At 62.7% G+C, this 17,598-nt stretch carries 16 protein-coding genes; 15 read left to right on the plus strand and 1 reads right to left on the minus strand.

Annotation, left to right across the window (positions count from 1 at the left end):
* Positions 1-7: 7 nt before the first annotated feature.
* The 6 genes from NUW13_15630 (at position 8) to NUW13_15655 (ending at position 4,614) form a co-directional block, all read left to right on the plus strand.
* Positions 8-385, plus strand: coding sequence for a diacylglycerol kinase family protein (locus tag NUW13_15630; protein MCR4440440.1), 378 nt, complete (start codon positions 8-10; stop codon positions 383-385).
* 96 nt (positions 386-481) lie between these two features.
* Positions 482-1,606 (plus strand): DUF1611 domain-containing protein, encoded by a 1,125-nt coding sequence (locus NUW13_15635; GenBank protein MCR4440441.1) that lies wholly within the window; start codon positions 482-484, stop codon positions 1,604-1,606.
* Complete coding sequence (locus NUW13_15640; GenBank protein ID MCR4440442.1) at positions 1,603-2,106, plus strand: DinB family protein; 504 nt, start codon at positions 1,603-1,605, stop codon at positions 2,104-2,106. Before NUW13_15635 ends, NUW13_15640 begins: the two co-directional genes overlap by 4 nt.
* On the plus strand, positions 2,100-2,840 hold the full coding sequence (locus tag NUW13_15645; protein MCR4440443.1) for a cation transporter: 741 nt from the start codon (positions 2,100-2,102) through the stop codon (positions 2,838-2,840). The genes NUW13_15640 and NUW13_15645 overlap by 7 nt, the downstream gene beginning before the upstream one ends.
* Before the next feature lie 23 nt (positions 2,841-2,863).
* Positions 2,864-3,700: a hypothetical protein gene (locus NUW13_15650; protein MCR4440444.1), complete on the plus strand. Its 837-nt coding sequence runs from the start codon at positions 2,864-2,866 to the stop codon at positions 3,698-3,700.
* Positions 3,697-4,614, plus strand: a complete 918-nt coding sequence (locus NUW13_15655; protein MCR4440445.1) for a phosphatidylglycerol lysyltransferase domain-containing protein — start codon at positions 3,697-3,699, stop codon at positions 4,612-4,614. Before NUW13_15650 ends, NUW13_15655 begins: the two co-directional genes overlap by 4 nt.
* 710 nt (positions 4,615-5,324) lie before the next feature.
* Here NUW13_15655 and NUW13_15660 read toward each other — a convergent pair.
* Positions 5,325-5,927, minus strand: coding sequence for a hypothetical protein (locus tag NUW13_15660; GenBank protein ID MCR4440446.1), 603 nt, complete (start codon positions 5,925-5,927; stop codon positions 5,325-5,327).
* Positions 5,928-6,396: 469 nt separating this feature from the next.
* On the opposite strand from NUW13_15660, the gene gcvPB reads away from it, so the two are divergent.
* The 9 genes from gcvPB to NUW13_15705 all read left to right on the plus strand — a co-directional run bounded on the left by gcvPB (position 6,397) and on the right by NUW13_15705 (position 17,545).
* Positions 6,397-7,851, plus strand: a complete 1,455-nt coding sequence (gcvPB, locus tag NUW13_15665) for an aminomethyl-transferring glycine dehydrogenase subunit GcvPB (GenBank protein ID MCR4440447.1) — start codon at positions 6,397-6,399, stop codon at positions 7,849-7,851.
* A 55-nt stretch (positions 7,852-7,906) separates the two neighbouring features.
* Positions 7,907-8,857 (plus strand): diguanylate cyclase, encoded by a 951-nt coding sequence (locus tag NUW13_15670; GenBank protein MCR4440448.1) that lies wholly within the window; start codon positions 7,907-7,909, stop codon positions 8,855-8,857.
* A gap of 17 nt (positions 8,858-8,874) precedes the next feature.
* Positions 8,875-10,344, plus strand: a complete 1,470-nt coding sequence (locus NUW13_15675) for a cell wall metabolism sensor histidine kinase WalK (protein ID MCR4440449.1) — start codon at positions 8,875-8,877, stop codon at positions 10,342-10,344.
* A gap of 65 nt (positions 10,345-10,409) precedes the next feature.
* Positions 10,410-11,075: a response regulator gene (locus NUW13_15680; GenBank protein MCR4440450.1), complete on the plus strand. Its 666-nt coding sequence runs from the start codon at positions 10,410-10,412 to the stop codon at positions 11,073-11,075.
* Positions 11,076-11,142: 67 nt separating this feature from the next.
* Complete coding sequence (locus NUW13_15685) at positions 11,143-13,083, plus strand: PAS domain S-box protein (protein ID MCR4440451.1); 1,941 nt, start codon at positions 11,143-11,145, stop codon at positions 13,081-13,083.
* 6 nt (positions 13,084-13,089) lie between these two features.
* Positions 13,090-14,451: a sigma-54 dependent transcriptional regulator gene (locus tag NUW13_15690; GenBank protein ID MCR4440452.1), complete on the plus strand. Its 1,362-nt coding sequence runs from the start codon at positions 13,090-13,092 to the stop codon at positions 14,449-14,451.
* 326 nt (positions 14,452-14,777) lie between these two features.
* A complete protein-coding gene (locus tag NUW13_15695; GenBank protein MCR4440453.1) occupies positions 14,778-15,245 on the plus strand; it encodes a response regulator in 468 nt (155 codons plus the stop codon).
* A 176-nt stretch (positions 15,246-15,421) separates the two neighbouring features.
* Entirely contained in the window at positions 15,422-15,979 is a 558-nt protein-coding gene (locus NUW13_15700) for a transglycosylase SLT domain-containing protein (protein MCR4440454.1), read from the plus strand.
* Between the two features lie 3 nt (positions 15,980-15,982).
* The gene (locus NUW13_15705) at positions 15,983-17,545 is read left to right on the plus strand and encodes a hypothetical protein (GenBank protein MCR4440455.1); all 1,563 of its coding nucleotides are present in this window, start codon (positions 15,983-15,985) and stop codon (positions 17,543-17,545) included.
* The last annotated feature ends 53 nt before the right edge of the window (positions 17,546-17,598 follow it).

Genomic DNA, 17,598 nt, shown 5'->3' on the forward strand with positions numbered 1-17,598 from the left:
AGTGCCCATGAAGCAAACCCCCTTCTCCCTCCGACAGAGGGGACGGAGTTTTCGCTTCGCCTTTCGCGGCCTGGCCCTTCTGCTGCGCGAAGAGCACAACGCGCGCATTCACTTGGCCGCTGCAGTAGGGGTCATCGTGGCGGGGTTCCTTTTCCGCATCTCGGCCGGCGAATGGCTGGCAGTCACCTTTGCCATCGGGTTGGTTTTTGCACTGGAGCTGCTGAACTCAGCAGTGGAGCGCCTCGCCGACCTGGTGAGCCCGCAACGCAGTGAGGCCATTGCCAAGGTCAAGGACCTCTCTGCCGGCGGCGTGCTGGTGGGGGCCATGACTGCCCTGGTCATCGGCCTGTGCGTCTTTGTGCCGAAAATCGTGGCCCTGCGGTGAGCAACTGGGAGGAAAGATTTGTGGCTTGCTCCTTGTGCAAAGCACGGCGGCGCACTCGAGGCGTGCGGCTGTACCGTGCGAAGGTGGAGAACCAGCATGCGTGGGATTGAGCTGCTGCGGGAAAAGAGGCGCTTTGTCATCTTGACCGAAGGGAATACCCACCCCACGCCGGGCAAGACGGCTGCAGGAGTGGTCCGTTACCGCGGCGATGAGGTCGTAGCCCTGATCGATTCCACTCAGGCCGGGGGCGATACGGAAAAGCTCCTGGGGGTGGGCAAAGGGATTCCGATTCTGGCCTCTCTCGCGGAGGCGCTTGCCCTGCGGCCCGACACGCTGCTCATCGGCATTTCGCCGGCAGGGGGGCAGTTGCCGCCAAGCTGGCGGGCCATTATCCTCCAGGCCATCGATGCGGGACTCGATGTGGTGGCGGGTTTGCATGTCTTTCTCGGCGATGACCCGGAGTTTGCCGTGCGGGCCAAGGAGCGCGGCGTGTCGCTGGTGGACGTGCGCCGCGTGCCCGACGAGCTGACCGTGAACAACTGTCGCGCGCAGGAACTGCCGTGTTTCCGCGTGCACACCGTGGGGAGCGACTGCAACATCGGCAAGAAGATCGTCGCGCTGGAGGTCGCTAAGGTTCTGCAAGCCCAGGGGCGGGACGCAGTCTTTGTCGCCACCGGACAGACGGGCATCATGATTTCCGGGCGCGGCATGGCCTTGGACCGGGTCATCGCCGATTTTGTGGCGGGGGCTGCCGAGCGACTGGTGCTGGAGAACGCCGCGCACGACTACCTGCTCATCGAGGGTCAGGGCGCCCTCACGCATCCGCTCTACTCCGGTGTGATGTTGAGCATGCTGCACGGCTTTGCGCCGCACGCGCTCATCCTTTGCCACGAGTACGGGCGCACCATCATGCGCGGCTCCAAGAACACGCCCGTGCCGTCCATAGCCAAGGCCATTGCCCTGTACGAGGCCATGGCCGAGCCGGTTTTTCCTGCCAAGGTGGTGGGCATCGCCCTTAACCTGCGCATCTTAGCGGATGAGGAGGCGGAGCGCGAGGTGGCACGCGTGGAGCAGGAGACAGGACTGCCGACCACTGACGTGGTCAAGTTCGGCGCCGACAAGTTGGTGCAAGCCATTTTGGCCTATGAAAAGGAGTGGCGCGCAGGGGAGGCTGGGCGCGCCGTTGCCTCAGCGCAACCCAATGCGAGGACATTGCCATGAAAAAGTGGAAAGAGGTGTTGCTCTTCATGTACGGGCGCGGCTCCTGGTACGGCGACCCATTGGCCGAGGTGGAGGGCCTCACCGAAGACCAGCTCTTCTGGGTGCCGGCCGACAACTGCCTGCCCATCATCTGGCACGTGGGACACATCGCTCACCGGGAGCGGGTGCACATTGGCAAGTTCCTGCAGGCGCTGCCCGAGCCGGTGGTGCCGCCGGCCTTCCGGGTGTTCGGCGGCGAGTGGACCGGCATAGAGCAGATCAAGAGTGCACTCTCTTCGGTGCAGGAGCTCTTTGCCTGGGTGCGGCAGGTTCGCCAGGAGAGCATCAGCTACATCAGCGGGCTGGGCGAGGAAGATTTTCACTCCGCAGCACCCACGCTGCAGGATGAGATGACCGTGGCCCACTGGCTCCTCAATACTGCCTCGCATACCGCCCTGCACATCGGGCGCATCCAGCTGCTGCGCGCGATGTTGGAGGGGAGACAGGAGCCGCCATGTTAGCCGGCAGAGGGGAGTCTGGGGCACGAGCCCGGTGTCAAGACGAGGGCGCCGAGGAGAGGGCAGAGGCACTCCACGAAGCGAGTGGCACCGACCTTGAGGCGGGCCAAGCCGCGCAGCCCTCTGCACCCGCCCTGGCGCATGGCTTTCGCCGGGCACTGAAGTTGGAGTACTTGACCGTGGGCTACAATGTGGCCGAGGCTGCCGCTTCGATTGCCGCAGGCACGGTTGCGGGCAGCATTTCGCTGGTCGGCTTCGGCCTGGACAGCGTGGTGGAATCCCTTTCCGGCCTGGTGCTTATCTGGCGCCTGCGGCAGCATGGCCGGAGTGACGCGGCAGGAGAGGAGCGCATCGAACGGCGCGCCACCAAATTCGTGGGCCTCACATTTCTGGCGCTGGGGCTGTATGTGCTGGTGGAATCGGTGCGCAAGCTGATTGGGCAGGAGCGGCCTGAGCCCTCGCCCTTCGGCATCGCCATCGCAGCCCTTTCCTCGGTGGTGATGCCCATCCTTGCCAGGCAAAAGCTGCGCCTGGGCCAGCGACTCGGCCTGCGCTCGCTGGTGGCGGACTCCAAGGAGACGTTCGTCTGCATGTGGCTCTCGCTGGCGCTGCTTTTAGGCTTGCTGACGAACTCTCTGTTCGGCTTCTGGCTTTCAGACCCGCTGGTAGGCCTGCTCATTGTGGCTTATCTGGCAAGAGAAGGCGTGGAACTGCTGCGCAATGAGGAGAAAGAGTGAATTTCCAGAATAGGAGGACCGGTATGACGACATCGAGCAACAGGGTGGTGGGCCACATGCGCTCCTCAGCCCGCGTTGGCGAATGGGTGCGGGCACAGGGAGGGCGTGGCAGGGGATCGAGTGCGGTATGGCTTCTGGCGGCCTTGCTGCTGGGGTGGGCCCTTTCGGCGCGGGCGCAAGTCAGCATTGGCCTGGAGTCGGGCGTTGTGATGAGCGGCTACAACGACGTGCGCGTCCCGAAGACCGCGGGAGCCGTCCTTTCGCTCTCCCAGGACCTCAGCACGACGAGCAAGCTCTTTGTCCGTCTGCGGCTGAGCTACGGCTTTGCGCAGCGCCATGTGCTGAGTCTGCTCGTGGCACCGCTCCGCCTGCAGGCGAGCGGCGCGGTGGACAGGCCTGTGCACTTTGCCGGGACGGATTTTCATGCGCAGGTGCCGTTGTCCGCCTCCTACCGCTTTGACTCCTATCGGTTGACTTACCGCTACCTCCTCGACAACGCGGGCGCTGTGCGGCTTGCCGTGGGCTTGACGGCGAAGGTGCGCGACGCGGCCATTCGCCTCCAGGCCCGCGGCCTGAGCGGAGAGACGACGAACACGGGTTTTGTGCCGCTGCTCAGCGGCCGCCTGCAGTGGCAGCCAGGCAGGCGCCTGGGGCTGGTCGTGGATGCCGATGCCTTGGCAGCGCCCCAGGGCCGCGCGGAGGATGTGCTCGTGGCCCTGACGTGGGCAGCAAGCCGACACCTGCAGGCGTACGGCGGCTACCGCCTCCTTGAAGGCGGCGCCGACGTGGAGCAGGTCTACAATTTCGCCTTGCTCCACTACCTCTCCCTTGGCGCCGTCTGGACGTTTTGCGCGCGGTGAGTGAAGACTCATTGCCGCCCGCGTTTCCGACATTCAAACCGCTCGAGCTCCGGGACCGCAGCTTCGTCGAAGAACTGCTTTGGCGGAGCCAGCCACAGGCCTCGGAGTACACGTTTACCAATCTCTTTATCTGGCGGTGGAGGTACCAGGTGAGCTGGGCGTGCCTTGGCGAGTGGCTCCTGTTCTTGTGCCGCGACCACGACGGCACACCATATGGTCTGCAGCCCATCGGGCCGCACCCGGAAGCCGCGGTCGTGCGGGAGTTCATGAACTGGCTCGGTCCGCAGGTCGGCCCGGCGATGGCTCGCCTGGAGCGCGTGGAAGAAAGGTGGGCGCAAGTGGTGGAGGAGGATGGTGGCCTCGTAGTGGAGCCCGATCGCGAGCAGTTCGACTATGTCTACCGCACGCAGGATCTCATTCAACTGGCCGGGCGGAAGTATCACAGCAAGCGCAACCACGTCAATCGTGCGTTCCGCGAGCTTAGTCCCACCTACGAGCCGCTAACGGAGCGCCACGTGCAGGCGTGCTTGGAGGTAGCAAGCAGATGGTGTGCTGCCCGCCGCTGCTGCGACGATCTGACCCTGGTGGACGAGTGGGATGCGGTGCGCGAGGCGCTGCGCCATTTCCCCGACCTCCACGCTGAGGGCGGCGTGGTGCTCATCGACGGCAAGGTGCAGGCGTTTGCCCTTGGCGAGCTGCTCAATGCCGACACGGCTGTGGTCCACCTGGAGAAGGCCAATCCCGACATCCCCCCGCTCTTTGCTCTTATCAACCAACAAACCTGTGCCCATCTCTGGCCGGAGGTGCCGTTTGTCAACCGCGAGCAGGACCTCGGCGACCCTGGGCTGCGCAGGGCGAAGGAGTCGTACCACCCCCATCACATGGTGCGCAAGTTCCGCGTGCGGTATCGCTGAGGGTGCGCGCGGCTCGCCCGATGCTCTCGCCCGAGCTATGCCAGCTTATGCTGGGCGCCCCTGGTGTGCCGGCGGGTTGGCCGATGCTGGGGAGTTCAAGGGAGAGGTCCTATCCACCGGCAGAGGTCAGGCAAAAGGTCTCCATTCCCTGTCGCAATCCGTACGATTGCGACAGTTCGGTTTGAATGCCGTTGCCTCCGTGCCCGCCTGTGCCGCCCTGTCCGGCAGAGCGTAGCGCAAGCCTGCGGTTTGGGCTGGGCAAATCGGAGATTTGCCCCACCGGGAAGGGGTAGATACCTCCGGCGAGTGAGCGGGCCATAAAGAAGGAGCCGGAGTGGGTTGTGCCTTCCAGAACCTTTGGCCTCCTCCTCCCTCGCCTCCTGGCGAGACGGCAATCAGCCAGCGGAAGCGGCTTCCAGGCCAGTTGCCGGGTCTTGTGGGCAAAGTCTGGCGGAGCCGTGCTGCGTGCGCGACTCGGCTCTGCAAGGGTGGGGGCCGGAAATGTCGATCGGGGGAGGCACGGCCAAGTGCTGCTGGCCACGTGGGCACCTCTGACAACCGACCAGGAGAGGCGACGAGCCGCATTGCCAGGGCCATAGGCATCAGGGCACGGGGTGTCGATCGCCACCGGTGCTTTCTAACGTCTTGTTCCACTGTCTCCGCGGCCTGAAGAGGGGCGTTCGCGCACAATTTGCCGAAGAACGCCAAGATTATTTCTTTTTCCTGGGCACGTAAACCTTATTGCCTTTTGCATTGATGTGGTACCTCCCGCCACGTGGCCCCATGTGGATCGCCGTATCTGACAAAGTCGACCTTCTTGAAGCGCCACAGGTCTCCGCACCGGTAGGCTGGGTGGCTCCTGCCTTCACAGGTCGTTTCCATTCACCGTATCGTGCCATCCCGCTCAGCAATGGGCTCTTGGGCAGGAACATTTCGTTGATATAGCCAATTTCATTGCCGACGACGACCCTGCAATATCCAGAGGAATAACCCACCACGAGTACTTCAGTGTCCTTGGCCAAATGTCTTACAACATCGCCCAGTGGATCCGGCCTATTTCTCATGTTGGCATCAGCGGTTAACCTAAGGAGGACACCGCTGGTCGTGTCATTGTCACTCCGCACTCTTAGCTTGATTGCATCAAGTTCGCCTATCTTGTGGTTCACGGAATCTAAGGCCGATTCCAACCTCGTCTTGACAGCCAGGAGGCTATCAAGCTGAAGCTGGATCTCCATTAGTTCTTGGGTATGACCACAACCAGGCAGAACTAAGAGGGCGATCAAGGTGAGAACAATAGCTCTTTCCTTATGCATGGCCAACCTCCTCCCATGGCTTGACGAGCCCGCCTCGGCGCGTCCATGTGCCACTTACCGCAGCGGCTACGGGAGCCCCATTCAAAGACCGCCCTTCGGTTTGACAAAGAGCAGCAGTCCCGTGAGGCAATGAGGTACGTTTGTCGTCCACCCGATCTGTCCCGCGTCGGCGCTCACAGCGCGGGGGTGGTTCGACAGGTTCCAAGGTGGTTGCTGTGCCTGTATTGTTCGTTTCAACCGAATTGACATCTCGAGGAAGGTCAAGAACAAAGTTAAGAATCGCTGCGCGAGACCGGGGAGGCCCCCGCTCCCCGGTGGGACGAGCCGCTGCCACCTGCGAAGGTCCCCTCTTGCCTGAGGTCTCCAGACTCCGCCCAAAAAGGCCTTGACATTTTAGGCATTAAGTTGTACCTTAATCGGCGTTCGAATGCACAAGGTGCTCAGCCATCATCGTCAGGAACAGGTGGATATGCCCGTACCGTTGATTTTCGAACAGAGTCGCGAAGGACAGATGGGGGTTTCGCTGCCGGCCCTGGATGTGCCGGAAAAGGCTTTGCCTGACTTGGTGCCAGCGCAGTTCATCCGGAAGCGGGCTCCGCAGTTGCCAGAGTTGAGCGAAGTGGAGGTGGTCCGCCACTTTGTCGCCTTGTCGGTGATGAACTACCACGTGGACAAGGGCTTTTACCCTCTTGGCTCGTGCACCATGAAGTACAACCCCAAGGTGAACGAGAACGTGGCGCGGCTGGCTGGCTTCGTGGACGTTCACCCGTTGCAACCTGCGGCGAGCGTGCAGGGGGCCCTGCGCCTCATGCACGAACTGGCAGGCTACCTGTGCGAGATCGGCGGCTTCCAGGGGGTGACGCTGCAGCCATCGGCAGGCGCACATGGGGAGCTCACCGGCCTCATGGTCATCAGGGCCTACCATGAGCGCCAGGGAAATCCGCGCGCCACCGTGGTGATCCCCGATTCGGCGCACGGCACCAACCCGGCGAGCGTGACCATCTCCGGCTACAGGCCGGTACAGGTCTGCTCGGGGCTGGACGGACGGGTGGACCTGCAGTCCTTGCGCGCGGTGCTGGACGAAAACACCGCGGCGTTGATGCTCACCAATCCCAATACCCTCGGCCTGTTCGAGTCGCAGGTGGAGGAGATGGCCCGCATGGTGCACGACGTCGGCGGCCTGATGTACATGGACGGGGCAAACCTGAACGCCCTGTTGGGCATCGTGCGGCCCGGCGACATGGGCATCGACGTGATGCACTTTAACCTGCACAAGACCTTTTCCACCCCTCACGGTGGCGGTGGGCCTGGCGCGGGTCCGGTCGGCGTGAAGGAGTTCTTGTTGCCTTTCCTTCCGCGGCCCTGGGTTGGGGTGCGAGAGGGGCGTTACTACCTGGAGGAGGACTGTCCGGAGAGCATTGGCCGGGTGCACGCCTTCTACGGCAACTTTGGCGTGATGGTCAAGGCGTACACGTACATTCGCATGTTGGGCGCGGCTGGCCTGCGCCGGGTGAGCCAAGGGGCCGTTATCAACGCCAACTACCTCTTGGCGAAGTTGCGCGAGGCTTACGAGTTGCCTTACCCTGGGCCGGCCATGCACGAGTTTGTGCTGTCCGGGGATCGGCAGAAGGCCAAAGGGGTGAAGACCTTAGACATTGCCAAGCGGCTTCTGGATCTGGGCTTCCATGCGCCCACGGTGTATTTTCCTCTCATTGTGCACGAGGCGTTGATGATCGAGCCCACGGAGACCGAGTCGAAGCAGACCTTGGATGCCTTTGCGCAGGCGATGCTGCAGATTGCCCAGGAGGCGGAGCAGAATCCGGACCTGCCCAGGCGGGCACCGCAGAGGACGCCGGTCAGTCGCTTAGATGAAGCGCGTGCGGCGCGCATGGGGAACATCTGCTACCGACCAGGGGCAGCATAGCGCTCACCGTCATCTCACTGCACCTCCGCGCACAGGACACCGCAGGTGTTCTCTGGTGAAGGACCGAGTTCACAAGCCACGCATTCTCGTCGTCGACGACGTGGCCGCCAACGTCGAGTTGCTCAAGAGCCACCTCTCAACTCAGGGGTATGAGGTGCTGGTGGCGCACAGCGGCCCCGAGGCGCTCGACATTGTCGACCAGGAGGCCCCCGACCTGGTGCTCCTCGACGTGGTGATGCCGGACATGGACGGCTTCGAGGTCTGCCGCCGGCTGAAGGCCAGCACGGCCACCGACTTTGTGCCGGTGATTATGGTGACCGCGCTCGACGAGGTGGAATACAAGGTGCGGGGGATGGAAGCCGGCGCGGACGACTTTGTCACCAAGCCCTTCAACAGACTGGAGCTGCTGGTGCGAGTCAAGTCGTTGCTGCGTATCAAGCAGCTCCACGACCAGCTCGAGCACAAGGTGCGCCAGCTTCAGGCCATGGAGGCACAGCTCCGCGAGATGGCCATCACCGATGGCCTCACTGGTCTTTACAACTATCGCTACTTCAAGGAGCAGCTCACCCACGAGGTGGACCGGGCGGCGCGCCACAAAGAGTGCTTTTCGCTCATCATGTTGGATATCGACCATTTCAAACTTTACAATGACACGCACGGCCATTTGGCCGGGGACAAGGTGCTGAAAGACCTCGCGCGCCTGCTGCGCGACAACGTGCGCAAGATCGATGTGGCGGCCCGCTACGGCGGCGAGGAGTTCGCTTTGATTCTGGTGCAGACGCCAAGGCCGGCAAGCGGCGTGGTGGCACGGAAGCTGCAGGCGCTGGTCGAAGAGTTTCCTTTTGCCCATGGCGAACAGCAGCCACAGGGGAAGTTGACCATCAGCATGGGCGTGGCCACTTATCCCGAGGACGGACACACGGCGGAAGAGCTCATCGCTGCGGCCGACCGTCGGCTGTATCGGGCAAAGGCAGAGGGACGCAACCGCGTGGTCATGCACGACTGAGTGAATCGCCCGCGAATATGGTTCCACGACGCAGGACAAATGGCACGCTCTTCCGTTGGCTCTATCTGGCCTTGCTGGCGGCAGGGGTAGTGCCCATTCTCTTAGTCCTGGTGGTGGTGCTCTGGCGCCCTGGCGCGGTGAGCGCGGGCGTGGTGCTGGCTGCGGCCATGGCTGGTCTGCTGCTTGTAGCGGGTGCCAGCTTGCTGGCTGCTCGCCGTCTGACGCTGGCCGTGACCCAGCCCTTGGCGCGGCTTGCTGAGGGCGCCACGGAGATTGCTCGCGGCAACTTCTCCCACCGCATCGAGGTCGACTCGGGCGGCGAAATCGGGCGGTTGGCCAAGCTGTTCAACTACATGACCACCGAGCTTCGCCGACTCAACGAGATGAACCTGAGCCAGATTATCGCCGAGCGGAGCAAGACCAGCACCATCATCCGCAACATCGCCGATGGGGTCATTGTCACCGACCCGCAAGAGCGGGTGCTGGTATTCAATAACGCCGCCGAGCGGTGGTTTGGGGTCAAAGAGGAAGAGTTGTTGGAACAGCCCATTGGACGCCTTATCAAGAACCGCAGGCTGCTCAACCTGCTCAGGAAAGCAGGAGACGGCGCGCAGGGGGAGAGCCCGCCGGTGGAAATCACCGTCAAGCCCCCTGGCGAGTGGAAGGAGCGCACCCTTGCGGCCAAGGCGGCTCGTGTTTTCCAGGAGGACCGCACGCCCATCGGCACGGTGACCATCCTGCGGGACATCTCGCGGGAAAAGGAGATCGACCGCATGAAGACGGAGCTGGTCTCCATGGTGGCCCACGAGCTGCGCTCACCCTTGACCTCCATCTCGGGCTTTAGCGAGCTGCTCCTCGACCGGAGTACCACCAAGGCCCAGGCGGCGGAGTACGCGGGCATCATCCTCAAAGAGTCCAATCGTCTCAGCGACCTGATCAACAAGTTCTTGGACATTTCACGCATCGAGTCCGGGAAGGTGCAGCCGAAGAAGGTGCCGCTGCACTTAGGCGACGCGGCGCGGACCGCAGCGGTAACCAATGCTCCGGTGGCGCAGCGCAAGGGCATAAACCTGCGCGCGACGGTGGCGGAGGAGTTGCCGGAGGTGCTGGCCGATCCGGGGATGATCGACCAGGTGTTGCTCAATCTCATTTCCAACGCCATCAAGTACAGTCCGCCGAACACGGAGGTGGAGGTGCGCGTGACCGACACCCCGTGCGGCGTGCAGGTGGCGGTGGTCGACCAGGGCTATGGCATTCCGGAGAAGGCCTTGCCCCATATCTTTGACAAGTTCTACCGGGTGACCGAAGACCAACGGGTGCGCGAGGTCACCGGCTCGGGCTTAGGTCTTTCGCTGGTAAAGCAGATTGTCGAAGTGCATGGGGGCACAATCAGTGTGAGCAGCAAGGTGGGGGAAGGGACCACGTTTGTGATTACCTTCCCCGTGGCAGGAGTAAAAGAGCTGACGGCTGTCGAGCAGAAAGAGTGAGACGGATTGGGTGACGGGCGCGGGAGGACCTCTTTCTGGCATCTCTACCAGGGAGAGAGGCGCACATGGGAAAAGATGTTATCCTCCTCATTGACGACGACCCGGAAATGCAACGGTTGGCAAAGAGGGTATTTGGCGACCCCGTCTATGACCTGCGCATTGCCGAGACTGCCGAAGAGGGGCTGCGGAAGCTGCGCGAAGTGAACCCCGACATCATCATCTTGGACTTTGCATTGCCCGACTTTGACGGCGAAGAGTTTGTGGAAATTATCCGCTACGACCCCAACTATGCGAAATGGAGCGCGGTGCCGATCCTCATGCTGACCGCTCGGGCGGAATTCTACGGGCGGGCTGAGCGTTTCTTCGGCATGGGGGTCCTGGCCTTTCTAGTGAAACCCTTCGGCCGCCACGAACTCCTCAACATCGTCGATAACCTGATTCGCCGCAGTCGCTATGAGCAACGCTTCGGGCGGGGGACGCAGGCGGCAGCCAAGCCGGTGTCGCCGGTGCCCCCGGAGGAATTGGAGGAGTCCATCAGCACCATTGCTGGCTTGACCAAAGCGGTGCTTGAGCGGCAACCGTGCGGCCTTTCCGAAGACCAGCGGCTCGACCTTTCCGCAATCTACAATCGCTGCCGCAGTCTGTTGCGCATGATGGCTGCCGCCCAAGGTGGCAACGGCGGACCAGGTAAGAACCCGTTTGGCTTCGGCATGGCAGGTCAGACACCATGAGTTTGGGCGCTCCGGCCTTGGTGGAAAGACTTCTGGGCACAGCAAGGGTTCTCCGCGTGAGGTGGCTGTGAAGGAAGGGGATGCGCCTGCACATTTGACTGCAGCGACGGCAAGTGGGCACAGAGACGAGCTGCCCTTGCTTGCTGAGGACCGGGTCATCGTCATTTCGCCGCGACCGGACCGTTGCCAGCTATCAGCGGTGCTCGGGGGAGAAGTGGAGTGCTTCGCTGACCTGGGCGGGGCGCTGCAGGCAGTGGCGCGTGAGGTGCCGACGGTGGTCCTGGTGGAATCGGCGACCGCTGGCGGGGCAATGGAGGTGCTGCGCGCGCTGCATGCGCATGGCCAGGCGAGCCCGCCTGTGATTGTTCTTTCCGACCCATTGCTGCCAGCCGCAGAGCGAGAATCGCTTTTTGCCATGGGCGTCGAGGCGCTGTTGCCCCAAGAGGCCGGCCCGCAAGAGTTGCGCACGGTGGTGGAGGCGGTAGTGCAGGCCCGTCGGGCCGAATCGCGCGCCCAGGGGATGCGGCGGAGGCTGCGCCGCACGCAGTACGAGTATCAGGAGCTCATCGAGAGCGTCAACGACCTGATCTTCACGCTGGATGCCGAGGGGCGCTTCCGCTTCCTGAACCGCCAGGTCACTGCGCTCACCGGCTTCCATCGCGAGGACTGGCTTGGGCAGCGCCTGGTGGACCTGGTCATCGCTGACGACCGGGCCGACACAGCCCACAATCTGGAAGAGACGCTCCAGGGGCGAGCGAAGATTTTCGAGATGCGCATCCAGTGCGCCGATGGCCAGGTGCGCTATTTCTCGGCAAACATCAACCCCATTTTCGAGCGGGGACAGATTGCAGGGGTGGCCGGCATTGCTCGCGACACCACGCAGCGCAAGCAACTGGAACAGGAGATCGTCGAGCTCAAGAACTTTAACGAGAGCATCATCCAAAGCATGCAGGCCGGGCTCATCACGCTCGACTTGGAGAATCGCATCACCTCCTTCAATCCGGCGGCCGAAGAGATCCTCGGCTACAAGGCGCGGGAAGTCACTGGCCGGCCGCTGGAGGAAGTGTTGCCCAAGGAAGATTGCCTGAAGATCCTGCCCAACATTGTCGGACCCGGGCATTCGCTGTGGAACCGTGAGCTCATCGTGCCCACCAAGAGTGGCAAACCGGTGCACATTGGCTTTTCGGTGGCGCCTCGGCTGGATGACCACAATCAGCGAGTGGGCACCATCATTTCTTTTCGCGATATCTCCGAGATCAAGCGCCTGCAGGCGGAGATGATCAAGATGGACCGGCTGGCCTCCCTGGGGGTGCTGGCCTCGGGCATCGCCCATGAAATCAAGAACCCGCTGGCCGGCATCAAGACCATGGCCCAGTCGCTGCAGGAGGAGAGCGACGCCGACGACCACCGCCGGGAGTACCTGGAACGCATCGTCCGCCAGGTGGACCGCCTCGATGCGCTCTTGAGGACCTTCTTCTCGTTTGCTCGTCCGCAGCCGCCTGTGCGGCGGCCGCACCGCCTGCCAGACATCATGCAGGAGGTGGTCGCTTTGGTGGGGCAGAAGATGCGCAGCAAGGGCATTGAGCTGGTCACCTCGTACGCCGATGATTTGCCCCTTGTCTTCGTCGACTTTGACCAGATCCAGCAGGTCTTTCTCAATCTGCTGCTGAACGCCGTGGACGCCATCGAGGAGCGCGGGACTGTCCACATCGCGGCCAGGCCGGTGTGGACCACCCTGAAGGCCATCGACCGCCGCCGCGGCGTCTTGCCCACCCTGCTCCAGGAAAGCCTGTTCGTGGAGGTCACCGTGACCGATAGCGGCTGCGGCATTGCCCCAGAGGACCTGGGCCGGGTCTTTGACCCGTTTTTCACCACCAAGCCCGATGGAACCGGCCTGGGTCTTTCTATCGTCTACCGCATCATGAACGAACACGGCGGAGAGATTCGCGTGGAAAGCGAGAAGGGCAAAGGTACCACGTTTACTCTGCTAATCCCCACAGAGGGTTGACGAGCGATGCGCGCGCACCTGCTCATCGTGGAAGACAATTGCGACATGTGCCAGACGCTGGCCGATGTGCTGCGTCGGGAAGGGTACAGCGTGCGGACGGCCTATTCTGGCGAGGAGGCCATCCAGATTGTGGAAAAGTACCCGGTGGACTTGGTGCTTCTGGACCTGCGTCTGCCAAAGATGGACGGCTTGCAGGTGCTGGCGCACATTAAGGAGATCGACCCGGACGTGCTGGTGATCATGATCACCGCCGTCTCCGACCCGCGGCCGGCGGTGGCCGCCATGAAGGCAGGTGCCTACGATTACCTCAACAAGCCCTTCGAGCTGGATGAGCTGAAGATGGTGGTGGCCAAGGCGCTGGAGACCATTCGTCTGAAGTTGGAGGTCTCCCAGCTTAAGGCGCAGCAGCGGCTGCGCTCACCCCTGACGGAACTGTTTGGCGATAGCCCCCAGATGCAAGAGGTGCGGCGCCTGATCAAGATCGTCAGCGAGACGCCGCGCACCTCCGTGCTCATTCAGGGGGAGAGCGGCACCGGCAAGGAGCTCGTGGCCGACGCCATCCATCGCAACAGCGTGCGTGCGGACAAGCCTCTGGTCAAGGTCAACTGCGCCGCCATTCCGGAGAACCTGCTGGAAAGCGAGCTCTTTGGCCACGAGCGCGGCGCATTCACCGATGCCAAGACGATGAAGAAGGGCATCTTCGAAATGGCCCATGGGGGGTCCATTTTCCTGGATGAAATCTCCTCCATGAGTCCGGCGCTGCAGCCCAAGCTCTTGCGGGTGCTGGAAAGCGGCAGCTTCCGCCGTGTGGGTGGCACCGCCGACATCGAGGTGGACGTGCGCATCATCGCGGCCACCAACCGGGACCTGGCGCAGTGCGTGCGCGAAGGCACCTTCCGCGAAGACCTGTACTACCGCCTGAAGGTGATGGTCATTGACCTGCCGCCCCTGCGCGAACACCCGGAAGACATCATCCCCCTTGCCAAGCTGTTCTTGGAGGCGAACAACCGCGAGTTCAACAAGAACATCCGGGGGATCGACAAAGAAGCCCAGCGGCTGCTCTTGGAGTATCCCTGGCCAGGGAATGTGCGCGAGCTGAAGAACGTCATCGAGCGTGCAGTTATCCTGTGCCCCGGAGATCTGCTCACCGCAGACCTGCTGCATCTTGGTGCGGCGCCTTTTGCCGCCAAGCCCATCACTTCGACAACCCAGCCCACGAGCGTGCCCGACGCCCTGGACGAGGTCGAAAAACGGCACATTTTGCAGGTGCTGGAAAAGTACGGGGGGAACAAGTCGATGGCCGCTCGAGCCCTCAACATTTCCCGCTCCACCCTGCGCGAGAAGCTGAAGAGCTACGGCGTGGAATAGGCAGTCAGTACCGTCCTCCTGCCTCTGCGAGGCCGCGTGAGCCCTCGCGCTGGGGCCCTCACCCTGCGCCTTTCTGACCTGCTGTCTCGTTTCCGCCCACCGCATCCCCATGTGTGGCATTTTTGGGACAATTTCGGCCACTCCCCAGACACCACCACGGCTGTGACGAAATTGCAACCTGAGGCATAAGTGTCCAGCACTATAAGGTGCGCAATAATAGGACACTACGCGGCGACCCCGGATGCTACGAAGGGACACCTCTACAGGCACAAGAACCTTGTGGCATAATAGTTGCAGCTTGCTGGTCGGCAACGGAAGGAAAAGAGATGATGCAACGACTTGTGAACATTCTGGTTGTGGAAGACGAAGAAGATATCGCTGTGGCACTGGCGGGCTCCCTGCGCACACTGGACGGGGTGGGTCAAGTGACGACCACCGCTTCGGCAGAATGGGCCTTGGCAGAGATGGCGAGGCGGGCTTACGGGCTCGTGCTGTGCGACGTGCGCCTCAAGGGGATGGACGGGCTTGAGCTGCTGTCGCGCATTCGCCAGAGCCATCCGCATACCCGGGTGTTGCTGATGACCGCCTTCCCCAGCGACCACATCCAGCTCCATGCCCTGCGGCTCGGCTCGGACGGGCTCGTCGAAAAGCCCTTCGACCTCGGGCAGCTGCGGCACGAGGTGAGCCGTCTGCTGAGGGCGGCACGTCGCGAGCTGGCAAAGGAGCCACCACCTGGAACCGGGACTCCGGTCGCCGCGGGCACGTCGGATGAACCTGCTGTCATGAGGAAGTGAGGTGTGAGGATATGGGAACAAGAAGCAATAGACCGGAAAAGAAAGGCACAATGCCGCACAAAGCGCGTGTAATCCTGGCCGTGTCGGGCATTCTGTGTGCGTCGCTTTCCCTAGTAGGCTACACGTTTCACATATACAGCCCGGCAAGGAAACCTAATGTAGGGGTCGCGACGCGGGTGGCGCAGGCGCACAGGCTTGCCGAAGTGAATGACAAGTACGAAGCCAACGTGCAAAAGATCGCCGCCATAGTGCGGCGGTACAACCCGAAGCTTTCGCCGGAGCGCGTGCGCGCGATCGGTCGTGAGATCTATGACATGAGCATCAAGTACGACAACCTCGATCCGGATCTCATCTGCGCCACCATCACCCACGAGAGTGCCCGCACGTGGGACTCCACGGTGGTCTCTGCGGCAGGGGCCATGGGCCTCATGCAGATCATGCCTGCCACCGGAGCCTATCTTGCGGCACTGGAGGGCATCCAGTGGACGACGGCTGAGGAGATCCTGTTCAACCCCATCTACAACATTCGCCTCGGGTGCCGCTACCTGTCCATGCTCATCGACGCCTATGAAGTGGACGGCGGGCTTGCCGCCTACAACAGCGGCCCAAAGCGGGCGGAAAGGTGGCTGGCCAGCAACCGCAACAATCAGGTTCTTTACCGTGAAACCCGCGGCTACATCCCCGCGGTGCTCCGCCTCTACGACCAGTTCAGGAACTCTGAGGGTCTGCTGTGAACCATGGTCAGCAATGAGCAAAACAGCCGCCTCCCCTCCTTGTGGGAAAGCCTCGACGCGAACGGCGGCGAAGCTGAAGCATCTGAGTTCAGCTCCTTTCTCTCCTCCTTGGGGGAGCCGCGCCTGATAGTGGTCGGCGTGGGCGGCAGAGGCTGCCATTGGGTCTCGCAGCTGGCCTCGGGCAGTCCGCATGAGGTGGAACTGGTCGCTGCCGACACCGATTTGACGGACTTGCACAACTCTTTGGCGCACCGCAAGGTACTGCTCGGCGAGCAAGTGGCCGGTGGCCAAGGATGCGGTGGCGAGCTGCTCATCGGCAAGGCGGCGGCCATGGAGAGTAGCGAGGAGCTGCGCAGCTTGTGCCAAAAAGTGGAGGTGATGGTCATCGCCTGCGCGCCAGGGGGTGGGACAGGTAGTGGCGCCGCGCCAGTGCTGGCCGGGATCGCTCACCAAGAGGGCCTCACCACCATCGCCGTGGTGCCAGCCCAGCCACCTCGGGATGCGAGTGCGGAACGGTGCGCTGCCGACGGGGTTGCCCGTTTGCGCGACGAGGCAGATATCCTGTTGAGCATCGCCGATCCTTGGCCGCAGCAGCAAAGCGAAGAAGCTGAGAGGAGGGGCAGCCACCCGGTCGTAGCCGTGCTCCGTCACCTGCAGCCACGCCTCGGGGAGGAGAGCCCGCTGTTGGCCGCCATTCGCCAGGAGGCTGCAGGGCAAAAGCTGACGGGCCACGTGGCAGTGAGCGAAGGTTTCAATGTCGGCGACCTGCAAGCCGCCCTTCACAAAGGCCTTCGGGCTGGGGAGGAGTGTCGCTTTTCTGGCCCGGCGAGGCACCTGTTCTGTCACATCGAGGGCGAGGCGCACCAGGCCGCCGCAGCGGCTGCTGAGCTGGCCGAGCAGCCGCGCAAAAGGGTAATGGCAGGTGTCGAGGTCAGCGTGACTTTTCGCCCGGACGAGCACGCGGGGAACAGGCTTTCGCTGATTGCCTGCGTCATGGAGCCTGCCGCGGCCGAGGCGTCCCAGGCTGAGGCCGTTGCGGAAGAGGTTTCACCCCCTGAGCCGGAGCCATGGTTCGACGTGCGACAGCCCCAGTTCGCCTTGGCGTGTGAGGAACTCCTGGCCCCGGAAGCCACGGAACCTGAGGCCGCTGCCGCACCACTGGAGGATTTTCTCAGGCGCCTGCGCAGTGCCATCGACGGCGTTCTCCGCGACCAAGGGGGCAGTTCCTTTGCCGAGTTGGCCCACTTGTGCCAGGAGGCAGATCTTCCGGCGCCATTGCGGCAGGAAGTGGTGGCTGAAATCCTCAAGACGCTGGGCGCCCTGGCCGATAGGTGGTCAGAGGGGACGCATTCGCTCGCCCCACAGGAAAGGGCGCTGCTTGGTCGTGTGCCCTCCCTTGTGGCGTCGCTCTGCTTGGGGGCGGAAACCGCCGTGGTTCCTGCACGCACCTTGGCGGCCGAGCTTGGGGGGCTGCTCCACAATGATGAGGGCACGGATGCTTCTCTCGAAGAAGCCCCAAGCGAGCTTTTTGCCGAGGGCTCGGCCCTTGATCTGCTGGCGGTGTAACGCCCTTCTTGTTCCCCCACAAATCTGCCCCGCGTCCTCCCACATTGGCAAAA

Source organism: candidate division KSB1 bacterium, from assembly GCA_024655945.1.
Classification (GTDB): Bacteria; Zhuqueibacterota; Zhuqueibacteria; order JANLFK01; family Oleimicrobiaceae; genus Oleimicrobium.

Coding starts and splice junctions, on each gene's coding strand:
- NUW13_15630 (MCR4440440.1), top strand. CDS start 8: ATGAAGCAAACCCCCTTCTCCCTCCGACAGAGGGGACGGAGTTTTCGC.
- NUW13_15635 (MCR4440441.1), top strand. CDS start 482: ATGCGTGGGATTGAGCTGCTGCGGGAAAAGAGGCGCTTTGTCATCTTG.
- NUW13_15640 (MCR4440442.1), top strand. CDS start 1,603: ATGAAAAAGTGGAAAGAGGTGTTGCTCTTCATGTACGGGCGCGGCTCC.
- NUW13_15645 (MCR4440443.1), top strand. CDS start 2,100: ATGTTAGCCGGCAGAGGGGAGTCTGGGGCACGAGCCCGGTGTCAAGAC.
- NUW13_15650 (MCR4440444.1), top strand. CDS start 2,864: ATGACGACATCGAGCAACAGGGTGGTGGGCCACATGCGCTCCTCAGCC.
- NUW13_15660 (MCR4440446.1), bottom strand. CDS start 5,927: ATGCATAAGGAAAGAGCTATTGTTCTCACCTTGATCGCCCTCTTAGTT.
- gcvPB (MCR4440447.1), top strand. CDS start 6,397: ATGCCCGTACCGTTGATTTTCGAACAGAGTCGCGAAGGACAGATGGGG.
- NUW13_15675 (MCR4440449.1), top strand. CDS start 8,875: ATGGTTCCACGACGCAGGACAAATGGCACGCTCTTCCGTTGGCTCTAT.
- NUW13_15680 (MCR4440450.1), top strand. CDS start 10,410: ATGGGAAAAGATGTTATCCTCCTCATTGACGACGACCCGGAAATGCAA.
- NUW13_15690 (MCR4440452.1), top strand. CDS start 13,090: ATGCGCGCGCACCTGCTCATCGTGGAAGACAATTGCGACATGTGCCAG.
- NUW13_15695 (MCR4440453.1), top strand. CDS start 14,778: ATGATGCAACGACTTGTGAACATTCTGGTTGTGGAAGACGAAGAAGAT.
- NUW13_15705 (MCR4440455.1), top strand. CDS start 15,983: ATGGTCAGCAATGAGCAAAACAGCCGCCTCCCCTCCTTGTGGGAAAGC.